General features: G+C 65.9%; 19 protein-coding genes. 4 read left to right on the top strand and 15 right to left on the bottom strand.

Features of this window, described 5'->3' with window-relative positions; all coding sequences use genetic code 11:
* Window positions 1-31 precede the first annotated feature (31 nt).
* A complete protein-coding gene (locus PKKP23_RS05160; protein ID WP_240658754.1) occupies window positions 32-940 on the bottom strand; it encodes an alpha/beta fold hydrolase in 909 nt (302 codons plus the stop codon).
* 54 nt (window positions 941-994) lie between these two features.
* Window positions 995-1,930: a type 1 glutamine amidotransferase domain-containing protein gene (locus tag PKKP23_RS05155; RefSeq protein ID WP_126876048.1), complete on the bottom strand. Its 936-nt coding sequence runs from the start codon at window positions 1,928-1,930 to the stop codon at window positions 995-997.
* Window positions 1,931-2,067: 137 nt separating this feature from the next.
* Between PKKP23_RS05155 and PKKP23_RS05150 the strand changes: the two genes are divergently transcribed.
* The 3 genes from PKKP23_RS05150 (at window position 2,068) to PKKP23_RS05140 (ending at window position 5,048) form a co-directional block, all read left to right on the top strand.
* A complete protein-coding gene (locus tag PKKP23_RS05150; RefSeq protein WP_240658752.1) occupies window positions 2,068-2,655 on the top strand; it encodes a TetR/AcrR family transcriptional regulator in 588 nt (195 codons plus the stop codon).
* Between the two features lie 117 nt (window positions 2,656-2,772).
* Window positions 2,773-3,924, top strand: coding sequence for a TDT family transporter (locus PKKP23_RS05145; RefSeq protein ID WP_126876047.1), 1,152 nt, complete (start codon window positions 2,773-2,775; stop codon window positions 3,922-3,924).
* 122 nt (window positions 3,925-4,046) lie between these two features.
* The gene (locus PKKP23_RS05140) at window positions 4,047-5,048 is read left to right on the top strand and encodes a malate dehydrogenase (protein ID WP_126876127.1); all 1,002 of its coding nucleotides are present in this window, start codon (window positions 4,047-4,049) and stop codon (window positions 5,046-5,048) included.
* Between the two features lie 55 nt (window positions 5,049-5,103).
* On the opposite strand, the gene PKKP23_RS05135 is transcribed toward PKKP23_RS05140, so the two are convergent.
* The 6 genes from PKKP23_RS05135 to PKKP23_RS05110 form a co-directional block, all read right to left on the bottom strand.
* Window positions 5,104-5,844: an SDR family oxidoreductase gene (locus PKKP23_RS05135; protein WP_126876046.1), complete on the bottom strand. Its 741-nt coding sequence runs from the start codon at window positions 5,842-5,844 to the stop codon at window positions 5,104-5,106.
* Window positions 5,845-5,995: 151 nt separating this feature from the next.
* Complete coding sequence (locus PKKP23_RS05130) at window positions 5,996-6,901, bottom strand: SDR family oxidoreductase (protein WP_126876045.1); 906 nt, start codon at window positions 6,899-6,901, stop codon at window positions 5,996-5,998.
* A 62-nt stretch (window positions 6,902-6,963) separates the two neighbouring features.
* Window positions 6,964-8,043, bottom strand: coding sequence for a Nickel transporter NicT (gene nicT, locus PKKP23_RS05125; RefSeq protein WP_126876044.1), 1,080 nt, complete (start codon window positions 8,041-8,043; stop codon window positions 6,964-6,966).
* 77 nt (window positions 8,044-8,120) lie between these two features.
* Window positions 8,121-9,158, bottom strand: coding sequence for a DUF4331 family protein (locus PKKP23_RS05120; protein ID WP_126876043.1), 1,038 nt, complete (start codon window positions 9,156-9,158; stop codon window positions 8,121-8,123).
* 201 nt (window positions 9,159-9,359) lie between these two features.
* Window positions 9,360-10,664, bottom strand: a complete 1,305-nt coding sequence (locus tag PKKP23_RS05115) for an MFS transporter (protein ID WP_126876042.1) — start codon at window positions 10,662-10,664, stop codon at window positions 9,360-9,362.
* A gap of 15 nt (window positions 10,665-10,679) precedes the next feature.
* Complete coding sequence (locus PKKP23_RS05110) at window positions 10,680-12,017, bottom strand: sensor histidine kinase (protein WP_126876041.1); 1,338 nt, start codon at window positions 12,015-12,017, stop codon at window positions 10,680-10,682.
* Between the two features lie 295 nt (window positions 12,018-12,312).
* On the opposite strand from PKKP23_RS05110, the gene PKKP23_RS05105 reads away from it, so the two are divergent.
* A complete protein-coding gene (locus PKKP23_RS05105) occupies window positions 12,313-13,050 on the top strand; it encodes an SDR family oxidoreductase (protein ID WP_126876040.1) in 738 nt (245 codons plus the stop codon).
* On the opposite strand, the gene PKKP23_RS05100 is transcribed toward PKKP23_RS05105, so the two are convergent.
* The 7 genes from PKKP23_RS05100 to PKKP23_RS05070 all read right to left on the bottom strand — a co-directional run bounded on the left by PKKP23_RS05100 (window position 13,031) and on the right by PKKP23_RS05070 (window position 19,942).
* Window positions 13,031-13,999 (bottom strand): LysR family transcriptional regulator, encoded by a 969-nt coding sequence (locus tag PKKP23_RS05100; RefSeq protein WP_126876039.1) that lies wholly within the window; start codon window positions 13,997-13,999, stop codon window positions 13,031-13,033. The two genes, PKKP23_RS05105 and PKKP23_RS05100, sit on opposite strands and share 20 nt — an antisense overlap.
* Window positions 14,000-14,091: 92 nt before the next feature.
* Window positions 14,092-14,439: a DUF4148 domain-containing protein gene (locus PKKP23_RS05095; RefSeq protein WP_126876038.1), complete on the bottom strand. Its 348-nt coding sequence runs from the start codon at window positions 14,437-14,439 to the stop codon at window positions 14,092-14,094.
* Between the two features lie 323 nt (window positions 14,440-14,762).
* Complete coding sequence (locus tag PKKP23_RS05090; protein WP_126876037.1) at window positions 14,763-15,197, bottom strand: c-type cytochrome; 435 nt, start codon at window positions 15,195-15,197, stop codon at window positions 14,763-14,765.
* A 14-nt stretch (window positions 15,198-15,211) separates the two neighbouring features.
* A complete protein-coding gene (locus tag PKKP23_RS05085; RefSeq protein ID WP_126876036.1) occupies window positions 15,212-16,456 on the bottom strand; it encodes a molybdopterin-dependent oxidoreductase in 1,245 nt (414 codons plus the stop codon).
* Window positions 16,453-18,756: a heavy metal translocating P-type ATPase gene (locus PKKP23_RS05080; RefSeq protein WP_240658751.1), complete on the bottom strand. Its 2,304-nt coding sequence runs from the start codon at window positions 18,754-18,756 to the stop codon at window positions 16,453-16,455. Before PKKP23_RS05080 ends, PKKP23_RS05085 begins: the two co-directional genes overlap by 4 nt.
* Complete coding sequence (locus tag PKKP23_RS05075) at window positions 18,753-19,346, bottom strand: c-type cytochrome (RefSeq protein ID WP_126876035.1); 594 nt, start codon at window positions 19,344-19,346, stop codon at window positions 18,753-18,755. The genes PKKP23_RS05080 and PKKP23_RS05075 overlap by 4 nt, the downstream gene beginning before the upstream one ends.
* Window positions 19,343-19,942 (bottom strand): cbb3-type cytochrome c oxidase subunit II, encoded by a 600-nt coding sequence (locus tag PKKP23_RS05070; protein ID WP_126876034.1) that lies wholly within the window; start codon window positions 19,940-19,942, stop codon window positions 19,343-19,345. The genes PKKP23_RS05075 and PKKP23_RS05070 overlap by 4 nt, the downstream gene beginning before the upstream one ends.

Here is a 19,942-nt window from a genome sequence, read left to right as displayed (position 1 = left end):
TGCCTAGGGGGGCAGGCCATCCAGGAGCATTTCAGACGGCGGGGCGGAGGGTTGATTGGGTGTCCAGAACGAAGCGGGCAAAGTCGTCCGGCTTGTCGAGCGAAACGATGTGACCGGCGTCATTCAGAACGATCGTCTTTGCATTCCTGATCAGCTTCACGTTCGCTTCGCGTTCGACCGGACGCGACCAATCGCGATCGCCGTAGACCAGCGTGACGGGGGCGTCGATCCTTGTGTAGCCCTGTCTTGCCGAAACGTAGCTCGGCAAGGCTCTGTACATGGCGCGCGCGAGCTGTGAGTAGCCCGGGCGTTTTCCGCTTTTCAGCAATTCGTCGATGAAGTCCGGCGGCAGGTTGCGCGGGTCGTGAAGGCCGCCTTTGAGGATGCCGGCGAGTGTGGACCGGCTTTCCATGGCCGCGAAAGCCGGCCCGATAACGGGCGCGCGCACGCTCTTGACGACGAGGGACGCGAGCAGATTTGCCCGCTCCACACCCGGAAGATAGTCGTACGGGTTGAAGGCAACGACTTGTTTCACGCGATCGCGGAGTACGGCTGCCGCGGTCAATGCCAACGTGGCGCCTAGCGACTCGCCCACCAGGGTGACGTCGCGCAGATCGAGCCGTTCGATGAAGTTCACGACATGTGTGCGCATTGCCGGCTCTTGATAGTCGGCGCCCGGCACGATTTCCGACCACCCAAAGCCGGGGTAATCGAACGCATACACGGTGAAGCGACCGACGAGCTTCGGGATGACGCGCTGAAACAGGTCCAGCTGGGTACGAAGGGAGTGCAGCAAAACCAGCGCCGGACCGTGGCCCGCGCGCAGATAGCGGACCTGAGGGCCGCCGTTCGTCAACGACATGAAAGCCGGTTTGTGACTGGGCCACCAGTGTTGCGTATAGTCGACTGCGTCTTGAGTAACCATGATTTCCTGATTCATAGGGAATGCGAAGTAAAGTGCGTATTGCTGGCGATTCTGCAGGCGTTAGTGTGGTCAGGCGCGAGCGGTAGCGGTTTGTGCGGCCGGTTGCCCGGAGCCAGAGTCACCGCCCGCGCATCGTGACCGCTCGACTGCCGCAGCGTCGAGCACTGCGGCAAACATGCGGGCAAAGGTGTGGACGTCTCCCGGCCAGCGCGCGGACACGTAGTTGCGGTCGCGCACCACCCAGGCGGGACGAGTGTCCGTCGCGGTATCGCGGGCTGTACCGCTCGTCTTGCGTCGGAAATCGGGGTCGCCTGCGGGAACGTCGACGAAGTCCCCGGCGCTGGCGAGGGCGCGCGTGACTTCTTGCTGTACGGACATGTACCCGGCCGGTTGCCCCGCGGCCTCCGTATAGGTGCGGTAATAGTTGCGATCCCAGAAGCGCCCGACATGGGCCAGCACACTTGCCTTGCGTTCGAGCGCCCAGGTGAGCGCCGTGGTCTTTCTTCCGTATAGCACGGAGAGGCCATCGGCCCGCGTGCTGCGGGCGGCCAGCAGCACGCCATGACAGATCGCGGCCACCGGTTTTTCCTCGGCAAAGAAGTCGGTGGTGACGCGCTGAAGGTGAGAACTTTCGAGGTACTCGCGCATGCCGCGCGCCCAGTGTCCGCCGCCCAACAGCAGGCCGTCGAAGTCCTTGTGTCCGATCTGGTCCCAGCGGATGGGGTTCGCAAAGTTCGCGTCACGCTGCATTTCGGCATAGGCGCGCCGGGCGTCCGCGTTGGCACCCAACAGGCGGCCCAGGACGCGGACATTGCGAAGCACCGGGATGCCGCTCCAGGGGTCTAGCCCGATACCAGAGAGCATGATCGGGTCGCAGGCGCCCGGTTTGCCGTCCGGCGTTGCGAAGACGACCTGATGGCCGCGCTGGGTCAGGATTTTCCAGCTCACTGCGACTTCGGAGGGATCGAAATCGCGGCTGGGAAGCGGCAGCAGAATTTGGCTCATGGCGAGAGTCCTTTCGATGGAGACGGTTGGCTCGATTGCCTCGGTTACATCGAAGTCTGGGCTCAGGCGTCGATGTGATGATATATAACATAGCGGCGGCTTGACTGGCCGTCAAGCAAAATGTTATAGATAATCACATGACGAAAAATTCAAACGGAAAAACCTCCGCGCGGGCCGGCTACCATCACGGCGACCTTCGGCGGACGCTGGTGCGAATCGCACGGGAAGAGATTGCGCAGAGCGGTGCCCATGCGGTGTCGCTGGCCTCGCTTGCGCGGCTTGCCGGCGTTAGCCAGCCGGCCCCTTATCGGCATTTTGCGGACCGCGACGCATTGCTCGAGGCGGTCACGACGGAAGGGTTCGACGAGTTCTCGGCGACGCTGGCCGCCGCCGCATCGGCTGGAGAGGCAGGCGGCGCGCTGAAAGCGATGGCGCTTGCCTATGTCGCATTCGGCGAAGCGAATGTCGAACTCTATCGGCTGATGTTCGCGTCGCACCTCGTGCCCAAGGCGGGCTCGGGAAGCGCGCTGGAAGCCGCCGCCGTGGGCGCCTTCAACCGCTTGCGTGAAGCCTTGTCCGCTACGACTCCCGCAGATCGCGTCGACGACGAAGCCCATCTGGTCTGGGCTCAACTGCATGGGCTTGTCATGCTGAAGGCGGACGGCCACATTAAGCGTCCGTTGTCGCAACTGGTGGAGGTATCGAGCCTCTTCACCCGGGGCTGATCATGCCAGGCGTGCCATGCCAATCGGGTATCCCGCAGATACCAAACATGTATTTTTCGTATGGCAGCCCGCGCTCTACATTGCATTCATCCGATGCCTTTGAAGAGGGACACTGCGATGAACGCGAAAACGTATGGCGCATTACCGACGCACCGTCGGCAAGGATGGGCGGAAAGAGTGCGGCAATTCACGCCGAACTGGTTCGCCATGACGATGGGCAACGGGATCGTGTATCTCGTGCTGGCCGGACTGCCGTGGCATTTCGCGGGGCAGACGACGTTGGCCCAGACGCTCTGGGCCGTCAGCATCGCGCTTTATGCCGTCTTCACGGCGATGCTGCTCGGGCGCGGGATCTTCTATCCCGAGACGATCCGGCCGATGCTGCACCACCCGCTGCAGTCGATGTTCCTCGGCGCGGTGCCAATGGGGCTGGCCCCGATCATCAACGGAGTCGTCCTCTTTGCCGGCCCGCATCTGGGCGACGGCGCCTATCAGCTCGCCTATAAGCTGTGGTGCCTCGACGCGCTACTCGCGATCGCAGTGGCCATCGGCGTGCCGTACATGATGTTCACGGCCCAAAGCCATGCGTTCGAGCGCATCACGGCGGTGCTGTTGCTGCCCATCGTCGCGCCCGAAGTCGCTGCGGCCAGCGCCGCCGTGCTGGCGCCGCATGTCGATGCGCAAACGGCCCGCTTCCTCGTGGCCGCCGGCTACGTGCTCTGGGCGCTTTCGGTGCCGCTCGCGTTTAGCGTGCTCACCGTCGTCTTCTTTCGGCTCGTCATTCACAAGCTTCCGCATCGCGACCTCGGCCCGTCGAGCTGGCTCACGCTGGGTCCAATCGGCACCGGCGCGCTCGGTCTGGTGACCCTCGGCCTCGCCGCGCCCGCTGCGTATGCCGGCACGCCGCTCGCCGCCACAGCGCTGGTCGCGCGAGAAATCGGTTTGATCGGCGGCTTGCTGCTGTGGGGCGTGGGCCTCTGGTGGCTGGCCACGGCCGTGCTCTTCACCGTGCGCTATTCCCGCGAAGGCCTGCCCTTCAATCTTGGATGGTGGGGGTTCACGTTCCCCCTCGGCGTCTACACCGTTGCGACCTTCGGGCTGTATCGCGCGACAGGCTTCGCTGTGTTTGCCGTGTTCGGTGGCGTGCTCGCGACGATGCTGGGCGCCTTCTGGGTGGTCGTGCTGTCGCGTACGTTGCGCGGTCTTGCGCGTGGCGAACTGTTCCATGCCCCGTGCCTCGTTGCTCCCTCGCGATCAGCGCTGGTCTGATCCGATCGCTCTCACGCCACGTCGGTCCACGAAGTGTGCGAAACGCGTGGCGTATCGAATGGGCGTGGGAATCCCGGCGATCCCTGTGCCCTTACGTTCCCCTCCCTTGGAGAAATCTCATGATGTCGAAAACCGCACGACGTGTGGCCGTAACCGGCGCCGCCGGCCAGATCGCGTATTCGCTGTTGTTCCGCATCGCACGCGGCGATCTGCTCGGCGAAGATCAGCCCGTCATCCTCCAGTTGCTCGAATTGCCGCAAGCGCTCGAGGCGCTGCGTGGTGTCGTGATGGAACTCGAAGACTGCGCGTTCCCATTGCTGCATTCCATCGAAATCAGCGACGACCCGCGCGTGGCGTTTCGCGACGCCGATTACGCGATGCTCGTGGGCTCGCGTCCGCGCGGCAAAGGCATGGAGCGGCGCGACCTGCTGGCTGCCAACGGCGCGATCTTCCGCACGCAGGGCCAGGCGCTCAACGAGGTAGCGAGCCGCGAGATCAAGGTGCTCGTGGTCGGCAATCCCGCCAATACGAATGCATGGGTGGCCCGCCGCTATGCCCCGGACCTGCCGGCCGACGCGATCTCGGCCATGATCCGTCTCGACCACAATCGCGCCGTCTCGAAGCTTGCCGCGCGCTGCGGCGTCGCGGTGGACGCCGTCAGCCGCATGATCGTGTGGGGCAATCATTCGCCGACGATGTACCCGGACTATCGCTTCGCGCTGATCGACGGGCAGCCGGCGCCGGCACGCGTGGCCGACGAGCAGTGGAACCGCGAGGTCTTCATTCCGGAAGTTGCGCGTCGCGGCACGGCGATCATCGAAGCGCGCGGGGCCTCTTCCGCGGCCTCGGCCGCGAATGCCGCCATCGACCAGATGCGCGACTGGATTCATGGCAGCGCCGACGGCTGGGTGTCGATGAGCGTGCCGTCCGATGGCTCGTACGGTGTGCCCGAAGGGCTCATGTTCGGCGTGCCTGTGATCTGTCGCGACGGCACGTTCGAGAGCGTTGCGGGGCTCGAGATTGACGAGTTCGCTCGCGCGAAGATCGGTGCGTCGGTACAGGAACTGGTGGAGGAATCGCTCGCCGTCGAGGCCGTGCTCTCGGCGCATCGCGGTGAACGTTGATGGACGCATGGGAACGGACACGCCTGTGTCCGTTCCCATGCGTTTCATCCGTGATTCAGCACATGCCGCCGTTCGCGCGCACGACCTGGCCGTTGATCCAGCCGCCTTGCGGGCCCACCAGGAAGGCGACCACGCTCGCGATGTCTTCGGTCTGCCCGAGCCGTTCCAGCGGATTCATTTTCGCCATGCGGTCGATAAGTTCGGGGCTCTTGCCCGCGAGGAACAGATCGGTGGCAACGGGCCCGGGTGCCACGGCGTTCACGGTGATGCCGCGCCCGCGCATTTCCTGCGCGAGAACCTGTGTGAGACCTTCGACGGCGCATTTCGTGGCGATATAGACCGCATACGTCGGCAGACGCACGCCGGTCACGCTCGTCGTCAGGTTCACGATGCGTCCGCCGTCACGCATCCGGCGTGCGGCTTCGCGCGACACGTTGAACGCACCCTTGAAATTGATGGCCACGGTTCGATCGAACGTGGCGTCATCGAAATCCACGATCTTTGCCTGATTCATGACGCCGGCGCTGTTGACGACGACGTCGATGCCGCCGTACGCCTTTTGGGCTGCGTCGAACAGGGCGATGGTGGCTGCCGGATCGGCAATGTCCGCTTTGAGGAGCAAGGCGTCGCCACCCGCCTCGCGAATCTTCGCGGCGACTTCCTCTGCGGGACCTGCATGGCTCGCGTAGTTGACGACGACGCGAAATCCGTCTTGCGCGAGGCGAATGGCGATATCGGCGCCAATGCCGCGCGACGAACCGGTAACAATGGCAACCTTGCCGGATGATGAGGACATACCGCGCTCCTTGAGATAAGTGTCCGGTCGCGGCCGGCGAGCGTTGTACGACGCTCGTCGACCGGCCCCGGACGGTTGAGTGGATGGCTCGCATCGAAAGGGCATCGCGCTGCGCCGACGACGCGAGCACGCGCCGATGCAGCGTGCCCGCTCAGGCCGCGGTGTAGACCTGCGGCACGAGCAGCTCGCCTAGCCCCACCCGATGCAGCATCTCGGCTCGCAGCCGGTCCAGAACGGTGAAGCCCACATTCGCACCGTCTTCGGTGGGATCGATGTGCACGCGAAACGGCCGCTTGCCGAACGGTGCGTCCACCACCTTCACGATGGCGTCGGCGACGAGGCTCGCGTCGGCGTCCGGCGGCACGATGGCGGCGAACGCTTCCTGAACCTCCTTGCCGAAGCCGGCGTACGGTCCTTTTTCGTACTCGGCGGCGCGAGCCTGATCAGCGGGCAGCCCCGCGTGCGGGAAGTGGTTGGTGCCGCGCGTGAAAGCACCCGGCACGATGATTGACGTTTCGATGCCCCAGCGCGACAGCTCGCGCGCGTAGAGCACGGCGATGGCGTCCATTGCGGCCTTCGCGCCGAAGTAGGGCGCAAGGTACGGCGGCGTACCACCGGCCGCGCTGCTGCTCGATACCCACACTACGAGCCCTCGCTTCTGGCCGCGCAGGTGCGGCAGCACCGCGCGGTTCATGCGCTGCGTGCTCACCACGTTGACGTCGTAGAGTTGCGCGTACTGTTCCGGCGTGAACGCTTCGGCCGGACCGAATGCCATGTGGCCAGCGTTGTGGGCCAGCACGTCGATGCGGCCGGCGTCGGCGATCACTTTCGCGACCGCCGCCTCCACCGATGCTTCGGACGACACATCGAGCTCTACCGTGCGCAGGTCCGTACCGGTCTCACGCGCGAGGGCCGCCATCTCTTCAGCGACCGCCGCATTGTGGCCGCGCGTGTCGCGCATCGACGCATAGACGGTGTAGCCGGCTTTCGCCAGCGCTTCGGCAGTCAGGCGCCCGAAGCCGCTGGAGGCGCCGGTGATGAGGACGACTTGGTTCATGATCGAATCTCCTTGAACGGTTGGATGGCGTGAAACGCGGGTCAATGGGACAACCCATGAAGTCATGCGTCGTGTGCGTCGTGGACAATGCGTTCGGGGACGGCGGACCATCGCTCTTCGATGCGTCCGAACTTCCATATCGCGGCCGAAATGGCCCATGTCGCGACGAAGAGCCCGACGATGGCGTAGCCGGCCTGGTTGAGATTCACGCTTGAGGTCCATGCCGCAAGGACGCCGTGCTTGCCCGCTGCGCCGAGCGCGGCATCGAGCAGGCCCAGCACTTCGATGGTGGCAATGCCCACCGCGACGCTGGTGGAAAGGCCGGTCACGACGAGGTTGTAGTAGATCTTGCGCACGGGCTTGTCGAGCGCCCATCCGTAGGCATAGCTCATGAACGAGCCGTCGATCGTGTCGAACAGCAGCATGCCCGCCGCGAACAGCACGGGCAGGCAGAGAATGGCGTACCACGGCAGCCCCGATGCCGCGCCCGAACCTGTCAGCACGAGCAACGCGATTTCCGTGGCGGTATCGAAGCCCAGGCCGAAGAGCAGGCCGACGAAATACATCTGTGCGGGCTTGCGCACGATGCGCATGAGCGGCGCGAGCACGCGGGTCACGAGGCCGCGCGCTTCGAGGCGCTGCGTCAGATACGCGTCGTCGTAGCGGCCGGTCTTCATGTGCCGGAAGACCTGATAGATGTCACGGAACGCAGCCACGTTCAGCAACGCGATCACAAAGAGAAAGCCGCTCGAAATGACGGCGCCCAGCACGCCCGTCAGCGTGCGAAACGTGGAGCCGCTATCGGCCAGATGGCTCGACACCGAACGCATGCCTACCGCGATCAGCAGTGAGAGTCCGAACACGATGCTCGAATGCCCGAACGAAAACCAGAAGCCCACCGACAACGAAGGCTTGCCTTCGCCCACGAGCTTGCGTGTGGTGTTGTCGATGGCGGCGATATGGTCGGCGTCGAACGCATGGCGCATGCCGAGCGCGTATGCGGCGATGCCCGCGCCGATGCCCAATGCCGTGGAGCCCCCGCCGCGATGCAGCGGCGCGACGAGCGCGAGCAGCGTGCCCCAACCGACAAGGTGGAGGAGCGCGATGAAACCGCCCATCGCGGCGACAGGACGTGTAGACATGGCGACCCGGTCAATAGAGAGAAGGCGAGGGCGGCACGCCTCGCCGCGCACGGCTCGCGCGGCGGAGCGCACCCGCGTTATGCGGCGGCTTTGGGCACGTACGGAAACGTGGAAGAAGGCTTCGACGTGACCGACTCCTTGCCGATGCCGAGGCTGATCGGCGTGTTCGCGGCCATCGTGAACATCAGGTCGGGCGCGTTGTCCGTCATGGTCCGGCCGTTCCAGAGCGCGACGCCGAACACGGCCGGCGTGCCCACCTTGTACGGCAGCATGTTGGGCAGAAAGCGATGTGCGACGGCTGTGGCATAGCCCTCGGGGTCTTCGGTCGTGCCGTTGGCCCGCACGGCGCCGGCAATGGAGCGGATGAGCTGCGCGCCGTACGTCTCGAAGTCGTCGGCGGGACGGCCTGCATTCAGGCGGTCGCCGAGGACTTCGTTGTACTGTGTGAAGAGCGGGTGAATCATGGGCAGGCCCACGCGGTTGATGGAGCGCCAGCCGCCTGCGTCCGTGGCGAGTGTCGCGACCGCCCATACGCCGATGTTGCGGTTGGCGCCGGCTGTGGCGAGCAGGTCGGCGTCGGGCACCTCCAGTACGATCGAGTACACCGTGTGGCCCGCGAAGAGGTTGCGTGCGTCGGCGGGTTGCCAGTTGCCGAGGTCGAGCGGCGTGCCGTCCTGGAATGCGTGGCCCACCGCATGCAGAACGTCGGGTTCGATCCAGAACGGGTCTCCCGCGCGGCCCGCCCACACGCGCAGGCCGGAAGGCGCCGTCACCGTTTCGTCCGTGCCGCCGCGCGCCACCACTTCGCCCTGCGCGTGCGGGTCCGTTGCGTCGGCGCCGGCAATGCGGCGCACGACGAAGCGCTGTTTGCCTTGTGCGTCGCGTTCGTCGAACGTGATGCGATAAGTCAGGTCCTCGACGGCGTCGTGATCCAGATCGATCTTGAATTCATAGAAGCCTTCGGGATGGTAGCCGGGCGTGCGTCCTTCCCCCGCTATCGAGTGGCAGACGTTGATCACGAACGCAGTGCCCGTTTCGCCGCGAAAGCAGTACAGATCCGTGATATCGAGGCGCACGTCCTGACGGGCGAGCGGGGAGTCGAGATGGTGAGACATGGTTCGATCCTTTCCGTAGGGTCAACGACGATGGGGCGGCGCCGCATCGCGCGCGCCGGTTGCCGCGCATTGCGCTGGACGACGGAAAGGAGTGTGGCGGGCGAGCGGGGCACGCGCTGTCGGCAAACGTGAGGGCGTTGCCGATTCGCACGGCGACGATGCCATGCTTGCAGGCGACTAACGTGCGACTAACGCGCCTCGCTACGCGTTGGCGGCGGGGCCTTGCGCGCCCGCGGCGTTCGAGGCGCGCAACAGGAGAAGGGCGATCAACGTGACGGCGGCGGACACGAACACGTACCACCCGGCGGCCGCGTGCGAGCCGCTCCATGCGGCGACGGAGGCAACGACGAACGGCGTCGTGCCCCCGAACAGCGCGACGCCCGTGGCATAGACGAAGGACATGGCGAGGGCACGCCCGCGTACCGGAAACATTTCGAGGATCACGACGATGGTCGGTCCGCCCGCGAGTGCGGACAGCCCCGCAAACAGCGCGACGACGCAAAAGAGCGCGATGGGTTGCGGATGCCTAGCCGCGTAGTGGAACGCGGGCACTACGGCGAACATCGTCAGCGCGCGGGCGACTGCGATGGTTCGCACGCGGCCGATGCGGTCCGCGAGCCGACCCCCTGCTACCGAGAGCGCCAGCGTGACCATGCCCACTGCCGCCGTCGTCATGAACGAGGCGTAGGCGGACGGCGACGCGCCCGCCACGCCGAACGTGGTCGCGTAAGTGGCTACATAGGTGGGCACGGTGCCGCCGAAGATCAGCACGATGGCGAGCAGCCATTGCCCGCGCAAGCGGGCCAGCATGCCGCGAAACGGCTGCGCCTCGTGCGGCGGCTGCCACGTCTCGGCAATATGACGGCGCAGGTAGATCTGCACGGGAATGAGCGCGGCGGCGAGCGCGAACGGCACGCGCCAACCCCATCGCCAGATCTGCTCCGCGGTGAGGAGATCGTGCAGCGCGATGCCGCAAACGCCTGCCGCGACGAGCGCGAGCCCTTGCCCCGCCATCAGCCAGCCGGCGTACAGACTCTTTCCTCCGGTCGGGCAATGCTCGATCAGCAGGGCCCCCGACGAGCCCATTTCCCCGCCCACCGCCACGCCTTGCAGGATCCGGCAGAGCAATACCGCTATCGGTGCGAATACGCCGAGCGTCGTATAGCCAGGCGTGAGCGCCACGCCGAGCGAGCCCGCGGTGACGAGTGCCGCCGTCAGCAACAGCGCCGGCTTGCGCCCAGCCGTGTCCGCCTGCGTACCGATGACGAGTGCACCGACAGGCCGCGACAGGAATCCCGCCGCGAACGTGCCGAGCGAGAGCAGCGGTCCGTATGCGCCTACGGCATGCGGAAAGAACGTGCGCGCAATGAAGGCGGCGAAGACCGTGTAGCAGAAGTAGTCGAAGAACTCGATCGCATTCGCGAGCACGATGGTGGCCAACGTTGCCGGCGCTAGACGGTGCGAAGCCGTTGCGTCGGCGTGGCTGTAGCCCGGGGAATTGTGCATGCGCATTGCGCTGCTTCAGCGCGAACCGTCGTTGCCGGGCACGGCCGCACGCGTGGCGTGCGCGACGGGTCTGCCGGTGCCGTGCGCGCGAGCCGAACGGGGCAGCGTGAAGCAGAACCGCGTGCCGGCGTCGCCCGTGTCCGCCACCCATATTGCGCCGCCATGCGCTTCGACAATCGACTTCGAGATGGGCAGGCCCATGCCCATGCCGTCGCTCTTGGTGCTGGAAAGCGGTTGAAAGATCGCGTCGGGCTGCAAGGCCTGGATGCCGTTACCCGTATCCACCACTTCGAAAAGCGTCTGCGAGTCGTTATAGCGGCGTGCCCGCACGGTCAGCAGCGGCTCGCGGCCGGCGGCGCTCGCGGCGGCAATCGCGTGGATGCCGTTGATCAGGAGATTGGTCAGCACCTGCTGCAGCTGGATGCGGTCCGCGTAGGCGGTTACTGCGGGCTCGATCTCCTTTGCCAGCGTGATCGCGTTTGCGTTCGCTTCCGATGCGATCAGCAGCATCGCGGAATCCACGATCTCGGCGCAGTCGAGTTCGACCGCCTCCACTGGCGCGCCCGCAAGAAAGCCGCGCAAACGCCGGCAAATGCCCGCGATGTCGTCGGTCCACTGCGACGCATGGCGGAACGCGGCGAGTGCTTCGGCCACGTTGGGTTCGGGCCGATCCAGCCAGCGCACCGCGGCGTCGAGCCCCGTGCGGACCGCGCCGAGCGGCTGGCCGATCTCGTGCGTGATGGATGCCACGAGCTGCCCGACCATCGAGACGCGCGCGTTGCGCGCCATCTGCGCGCGCAGCGTCTGCAGCCGGTCGGCGTTTTCCTTGTGCTCGGTGACGTCGAACGCGTAGAAATGCAGGTGCGTATATTGAGCGATGTCCTTCGGCAGCGAACAGCGCCAGACGATAGGCACTCTTCGGCCGGTGAGCGTGGTGAGAACACGCTCACCCTGGCACGATGCGTCGCCTTCGAACATCGCGCGCAGCACCTGCGAGTTGCTGAACCGGTTCGCCGGCAGCAACTCGCGCGACCATTCGAAAAAAACTTCCTTCGACGCCGCATCGAAGAGCGCGAGCGTCGCGTCGTTGGCATCGACGAACGTGTGCAGTTCACGCAGCTTGTCGATCACCTCGGGGTGCCGATCGATGTAGGACTCGAGATCGTCTACGCCACTCGTTCTGAGCGAGTCGACCCACGCTTTGATACCTGACCAGTCCTCGATCAGAATCGGAATGGGCGCATCGCGGAACAGCCCGTCTGTTTCGACAAGCGCCTCGTTCGCAACGTGCGCGGACGCATTCAACGGTTTCTGTGTCGGCGCGGCTATCGCCTCGGCATTTGGCTGATTCATGCGGCAGGTCCCGATACGGGCGTGTGGACAACTTTCCCTGAACTGCGGCGGCGGGAAGTCGCGACAAGAAAGTTGCGGCGATTATACAAAACCAAAATGCTGCGAAAACAGTCTTGAAATGCTTTTTGCAGCGCCTTTGCGGGCACATCGCATTCGTTCGTGACGCGGATTTTCGCAGTGTCTGCGTTTGTCTGCTTGCAGAGCGTGCAAATCGAAAAACATCGTGTCGGTGCGGCGCGCATATTGGGACACGCACCGGGCAGGCCGGTGCCTCACCACACTGAAAGGAGCAGAAATGTCGAAAGCGTCGAAAGTCGCCCTCGTCACGGGCGCCTCGGGCGGCATTGGCAAGGCCGTGGCTTTGCGTCTGGCAGCGGACGGATTCGCTGTGGTCGGCCACTATGCGGGCAATCCCGCCGGAGCCGATGCGCTCGTCACGGAAATCGTCGGGCGCGGCGGCGAGGCCGTCGCCGTCAAAGGCGACGTGAGCGAAGCCGCGGACGTCGATGCCCTCTACCGCCGCACGATGGACACGTTCGGCCGCCTCGATGCCGTCGTCCATTGCGCCGGCATCATGCCGCTCTCGCCGATCGTGCCGGAAGGACTCGACGTGTTCGACCGCACCATTCGCGTGAACCTGAGAGGCAGCTATCTGATCATGGCTCATGCACTCTCGCATCTGGGCGAAGGCGGGCGCATCGTCGCGTTTTCCAGCAGTGTCATCGCCAAGTCGTTTCCGGGCTATGGCGCCTATATCGCCTCGAAGGCGGGCGTCGACGGAATGGTGCGTGTGCTCGCCAACGAACTGCGCGGCAGGCACATTACCGTGAACGCCATCGCGCCCGGCCCCGTGGCGACCGAACTCTTCCTGAAGGGCAAGACCGAGGAACAGATCGAGCACCTCGCGCATCTCGCGCCGCTCGAGCGGCTTGGCGAGCCGAACGACATTGCGGGAACCGTGGCATTTCTGGTGGGCGACGACGGCGAATGGGTGAACGGCCAGATCGTGTACGTCAACGGCGGTTTTGCCTGACACTACGGGCGCTTTCGGAGCCAACGGCTTCGGAAGCGCCGGCTGCGTCTGCTTCCGCAGCCGTTGCATTGAGCGTGCCGCTTGCCACGAGATCGAACAGCGCCTGGCTGCTGGGCGACAGCGACCGTCCCTTCGCCCATACCATGTGCAGCGGCCGCACGATGTGCAGGTCTTCCACTTCGATGATGGTCAGCTCGCCGCGCCGCAATTCCTCCGTCACGCTGAGCGTCGAGATATAGGCGAGCGCGTGCTGGGAAAGCAGCATCCGCTTGATTGCTTCCGTGTCGCTCACGGACATCAGCGGCTCGATGTCGAGCCCCGCGCGGCGATACGCTTCTTCGATGATGGCGCGTGTGCCCGAGCCGGGCTCGCGCATGATGACGGCCTGATCCACGAGTTCCCGCGCGCGCAGCTTCGTGCCCGCGCATGGATGCCCCGGCGCCGCGATTACGGCGATCTCGTCGGAGCCGATGCGCCGCGCGTGAAGAATGGAGTTGTCGAAAGGCCCCTCGATGAAGCCGATCGTGAACGTCAGATCCCGCAGCCCGGCTTCCACGCGTTCGGTGTTCGTGACCGTCAGGTCGATGGCAACCTGAGGATGGCGCGCGTTGAACTGTGCGATCGCGTCGGGAACGAAGTACACGCCAAGCGTGCCGCTTGCGCCGATCTTCATGTGCCCCGACCCGAGGCCGGCGAGTTCGGCCAGTTCCTTTTCAGCGGCGTCCGCCAGCGTGAAGATGCGGCTCGCGTACTCGTAGAGCAGCTTGCCGCCTTCGGTCAGGGCGACACCGCGCGGCAGGCGATCGAAGAGCATCATGCCGAGTCGATCTTCCAGCTCCCGAATCTCGCGCGTCACGGCCGGCTGGCTCACATGCAGTCGCTCCGCACCGGCGCTGATGCTGCCCGCACGAGCCACTTCGTAAAAGGCGAGCAGATGAGTGAAGTTCATAGGGGCTCAAAGACAAGGGACTGTGCTTGCCCAGCGCGGCCGGCCATTGGACGGGTTGGCTGGACAATGCAAACAGTGTGCAGCATAAGCGCTCAGCTACCGAAGTAGAGATTGCAGAAGCTTACGGGGCCGACGCAGGAGGCGGATGCGCGCGTGGCCGCGTGAGGGTGCATGCCGCTTGCGGCGGTGCCGTTCATCGGAGTGCCGCCCACATCGCCGGCCGCCTGTTGCTGCTCGGCGGCGACCTTTGCTTCGGCAGCCTGAATGTCTGCGGGGTACTGCGGGTCGTTCGCGGTCGCCGGGTTATAGCCCGCTTGCTCGACGCGGATCAGGTCGGCGCGCACTTGCGCACGCGTGATGGGCGTCGTGCTTTGAGCGAAGCTCAGCGCGGGCGTGGCAAGGGTGCCGATAACGAGGGCGAGGCAGGCAAGCGTTTTCATGATGAGACTCCTTCAGTTGGGTTGAGCGCGAAACACGTTTCGCTATTGACCGATCGCTGGTGACCAGTACCGCACGGCTCGCCGAAGTGTGGGCGGCGCTTTCATGCCCACGTTTGCGGCGTATCACTGCTCGTGTCACTTCTGTTTACACCTGCGGGTCCAACTTATTCCCTGCGTGGTGCGGCAGACGTTGCGCCGTTCGACTGAGCCGGTTTTCGCCGGTGCGGCTATGGGTTGCGAGTCGATGAATGAAGGTTAGTGGAGCAACGCGCCTGCGAAAAATGCATTGTTTCGATGCTCGCCATGACACGCCGTTATGGCGCTCAGCTCGCCTGATTGTCGACGCCCGAAGGCCCCGCCTGCGGCTTGCGGCCATTGACGGTGTTGAGGTAATGCGCCAGCGCGTCGATCTGGTCCGGCGTAATGGGCGCGCCGAAGGCACTGCGCATCTTGTTGATTTCCACCTTCCATTCGCCGGTGGTGAGCGGCGGTTGCCGCAGCACCATGCCCGTGGAATGGCACATCACGCAGTTCGAGTTTGCGATGTCCACTCCAGGGCCCGGCGGAAACGTCGATTGTCCGGGCGGCAACGTCACGTTGAGGGCGCTCAGGTGCACCGGCGGTGCGATAGCGTCCTGGCGCGCAGCCTGCGCTGCGATGGATTCAGGAAGGTAGTGCCGGCCCGCCACGCCGAGCAGCGCCCCCAGAGCAACGGGCACCGCGAGCGTCACCGCCATACGCTTCAGTCTTGCGTTCATGTTCTTGCTCCTTGTCAGGCCACGTCGAGCTGAATCGATTCGATCACGTTGCGCATGAAGCCGCCGCCGTTCCAGTTCGGGGTGGCGGGCTGAGCCTGCCCCGTCGAGTCGATGGCGCGCACCATCAGCGTCTGCGGGCCGCGCTGCGTGAAGCGTACGTTGGTCTGCCACTGGCGGAAGCTGTACTTGCCGTAGTCGTGTCCCAGCTGCGTATCGGCCCAGCTGTGCCCGCCATCCACGGACAACTGCACGCGCGCCAGCGCATTGATGCCGCCGAACGCAATGCCGCGCACGAGCGCCGATTGCCCTGTGCCCACCTTGTCGCCCGTCTTGAGGTTGGTGAAGAACGAGCGCGGCAGCATGCGGTTGATGGGAATCTGCGGCACGTCGGTCTCGCCGGGCCGCACATTGGCGAAGTGATTGGCCGGAACCTTGTACGCCTTGGCCGTCCAGAAGTTGTCGTCGGGCGTGTCGAGCACGTCGATGTCGGTCACCATCTTCACCCAGTACGTGGCGTACCAGCCGGGCACGACGAGCCGCAGTGGATAGCCGTTGAGCAGCGGCAACGGCTCGCCGTTCATCGCATAGGCGAGCATGACTTCGCCGTCCCGCGCGTGGTCGATGTCGAGGGACTTGAGGAACTTCGGCGTTTGCGGAATCACGCCCGAATCGAGGCCGTTGAAGCGCACGCAGACCGCACTGCCGCGCACGCCCGCATGGTCCAGCACGTCCTTCAGGCGAACGCCTTTCCATAGCGCATTGCCCATCGCGCCGTTGGCCCACTGGCCGCCCGGCACGCGCGGGCTGAAGAAGCCGCGCGAATTGCCCGAGCATTGATTGACCGCGGCGATCTCGTAGCGCGGGAACCTGCGCATCAGGTCGTCGAGTGAAAGATTCAAGGTTCGCTTGACCGCGCCATGAACGGCGACGCGGTAGGTGGCCGGATCGATGGAAGTGGGAATGCTGGCGAGGTGCCAGCGCACGTAGAAGCGGTCGTTCGGCGTGAAGACGCCCTGATCGAAAACGTCGAACGGTGTTTCGAGCAGCGGCGGGCGCGTGCGCTGCAGGATCACGCCGGATTTCTGCGGCAGGTCCGAGGTGAGCGGACGGTTGCCGTTTTCGAACGGCAACTCGATGGCGCCGCTCTGCGCGCCGCGCGCGAGCATGGGCGTCATGAACGCCGCGGCACCGAGCGCGCCAAGGCCGCTCAGCAGTCGGCGCCGGTGCAGCGAGAAGGGATCGTGATCGTGTTGGCTCATGAGGGGCTCCAGGTCTGTTCGATGGGCAAAGCGCGTGTAGGAGGCGATACAGGCGACGGTACGTCGGTGCGGGCCGCGAGGCGGGCGGCGTTCAGGGTGACGGACACCGAGCTCGCCACCATCAGCGCGGCTGCTGTGGCGGGTGAAACGAAACCGAAGACGGCGGCCGGAATTGCGAGCGCGTTGTAGACCACCGCGGCCGCGAGGTTCTGATGCATGGCGCGCGCGGTACGGCGCGCGAGCCGCAAGGCAAGGCCGAGTTTTTCCACGCCCGCGTCAACCAGCACGATCGACGCCGCGGCCATCGAAGCAGGCGAAGCGCTACCCACGGCGATGCCGACGTCGGCGGCGGCCAGCGCCGGCGCGTCGTTGAGCCCGTCGCCGACGAAGGCGACCGCACCGCGCCTCGTTCCCTGCCCCGCAGCCTGGGCCGCAACGATGTGCGCGGCTTTCTGTTCAGGAGACTGCGCCGCGAAGAGGGGCGCGTCGCCCATGCCCACGGCTTGCGCGACGGCGTGCGCAACGTTCGGCCGGTCGCCCGTCAGCATGGCCACCGTTGCGCCGTGTGCGCGCAGCGAATCGACGGCGTGTCGGGCGCCCTCGCGCGGGCGGTCGGCGAAGCCGAGCATGCCGCGCCAGTGGCCGTCGCGGGCAACATGGACGGCGGTGTTCGCATCGTCGATATCGGGTACCGGCACGTCGTGGTTACGCAGGAATGTGGCGGAGCCGGCCAGAATGCGCTCGCCGTCGGCGCCTTGCCAGATCACGCCGGCGCCGGGCACCGCGCGCGAGGTGCCGGGCGGGGCGTCCACGGCGCAGGCGAGCCTGTCAGGCGCGACGAGCGCGCGAATGGCGGCTGCGATCGGATGCTCGCTGCCGCGTTCGGCGCGCGCCGCTTCCTCGATGAGATCCGCTTCGCGAACGTCGCGCGCGGCAAGCGCACGGACGAGCCGGGGCTTGCCCTCGGTCAGCGTGCCGGTTTTGTCGAGGAAGAACGTGGAGAGTTTGCCGGCCTTTTCGATGGCCTCGACGTCACGAAACAGAATGCCTTCGCGCGCCGCGCGTCCCACGCCCGCGCTCAGCGCGAGCGGCACGGCCATGCCGAGCGCGCACGGGCAGGTGATGACGAGCACCGCGACGGCACGCGCGAGCGCGTCTGCCCACCCCATGCCCAGCAGACCGCCGGCGAGGAACACCAGCAACGCGACCATGGCGATGGCCGGAACGAGGCGGCGCGTGACGCGCTCGGCGATGGCTTGCGAGGCCGTCTTGCGGGCGAGCATCGCGCGTACGCTTTTCGCGATCGCATCCACGCGCCGCTCGCCCCATCCGTATTTCACGCACACCAGCAGTTCGCCGTCGGCGTTGAGGGCGCCTGCCTCCACGAAGCTGCCGCGCCCCACGCCGACGAGTTCGCTTTCGCCCGTGAGCAGCGAACGATCGAGCGAAGACTGGCCGCCCGTGACGATGCCGTCGAGCGGCAGACGCTCGCCCGGCAGCACGCGAATGACGCTGCCGCGCGCGACGCGCTTCGCGAGCACCACGGTTTGTGCGCCGTCGGCCGCCAGCACGCGTGCGGTTTGCGCAGGCAGATCGATCAGGGTGCGAACGGCGTCCGACATGCGGCTGCGCACGCGCAGTTCGAGCCAGCGGCCAGCCAGCAGGAAGGTGACGATCATGGCCGCCGAATCGAAATAGACCACCGATTCGCCGCGCGCCACGCGCCAGACGGACAGCAGGAACGACGCGCTCGTCCCCATTGAGACGAGGCAGTCCATGCCGGGCACGCGCGCCCGCAAGGTTCGCCACGCGGCCTTGAAAAAAGGCTGCGCGCAATAACCAACGACGGGCAGCGTGGCGACGCCGGCGAGTACGGCGAGCCCATAGCGCACGCGTTCGGGCACCGTGGCAGCCGTGGTGAAGTAAAGCGTGGTTTGCGCCGTCATCACCCACATCGAGCAAAAAGCGGCGATGACGAGGCGGACGGTGAGGTCATCGAGCAGCGCGGCCGTATGCGCACGCCGGTCCGGCGTTTCGCTTTCGGGCACGCATTCGTAGCCGAGCTTCGCCGCGGCGGCGAGCAACTGGTCGAGCGAGGTGCGGCGCGGGTCCCATTCGAGCGTCGCGGATTCGGAGGCGAAGCTCACCCGCGCATCGAGCGTGCCGGGCTGGCGTTGCAGCACGCGTTCGAGTGCATTCGCACAGCTCGTGCACCACATGCCACGTACGTCGAGCGTTGCGCTGTCGGGCGCAGCCGACGCGTCGCGTGCAACGGGTGCCATGGCGGCGGGCTCACTCATGGCCGCTTCAGCTCGTCTTCGCCGGCCCACGGTGTCGTGCGGTTGCCGATGGCCGTCCGCTCGGCTTTCACGACGTCCGCGCTCAACGCCGGCGAGTGATTGCCGAAGCTCGAGCGCACATGCGACGCGACGGCCGCAATCTCCTCGTTGCTCAGCGTGGTGCCGAAAGCCGGCATCGATCCGTTGAAGGTGCTGCCCGCAACCGTGATCTTGCCCGTGACGCCGAGCAGCAGGATGCGGGCCACGAGCTTGGGATCGCCGTTTATCCACTCCGAACCCGCAAGCGGAGGGAAGACGCCCGGCAGACCCGCGCCCGTGGCCTGGTGACACGAGGCGCAGCGGCTCGCGAAGATCAGGGCGCCGTTGGGCGCGCCTTGAGCCGCGGCAACGGTGCCTGCGGCGCCTGGCGTGGCACTGGGCTCTGCGGTCGAACTCGAACCGAGCGCGGGATTCAGCAGGAAGTAGCTCACGCCCCAGACCGCCAGCGCGGCGGCCACGAGGCCGAGCAGCCAGGGCACCGGGTTGCTGCGCTCGACCGGTTCCGCATGCTCGCGCGCGCGGACGGCATTGGCGTTGTCTTGCTCGCTCATTTCATTGCTCCCGACGGATCGGCCGGAGCCGGATAGGTGTGATTGAGGGCCGTGAGATAGGCGACGAGATCGAGCGCGTCCTGCGACGCCACGACCTGCCTGCCGTTGGTCGGCGCGAATTTCGGCGGCAGTTGCACGACCACGTCACCCGGCTTCGTGTGATCCACCACCTTGAACAGGAACGGATAGGCCGGCATCACGCTGCCTGGCGTCACGGCACGCGGTTGATAGAGGTGCGCGAGGTGCCATGCGTCGCTCGGCTGGCGGACGCCGATGTTGAAGAGATCGGGCCCCGTGCGCGATACGCCGAGCAGGTGCGGATAGTCATAGACATAGTCCGCGGGCACGGAGGGGCGTCCCCATCCGCGCAGTTCGTCCGGCCCGAGCGACGAGGCGCGCGGCTGCTGCGAATGGCAGTAGACGCAGCCCATGTTCACGTAGGTGGCGCGCCCGCGCAGTTGCGCGAGGGTGTAGGGCTTGAGCGGCTCGGGCGGCGCTTCGTCGCGCAGTTGCCGGTACGGAAGCGCGACGAGCACGAGCGTCGCCATGGCCAGCATGATGAGAGAGCCGATTACGACGGTGAGCATGCGGTTCAT

Origin of the sequence: Paraburkholderia kururiensis JCM 10599 = LMG 19447 (assembly GCF_003986935.1) — a bacterium.
Classification (GTDB): domain Bacteria; phylum Pseudomonadota; class Gammaproteobacteria; order Burkholderiales; family Burkholderiaceae; genus Paraburkholderia; species Paraburkholderia kururiensis.
The sequence above is the reverse complement of the archived record's forward strand: the minus strand, read 5'-3'. Positions and strand labels throughout refer to the sequence as shown.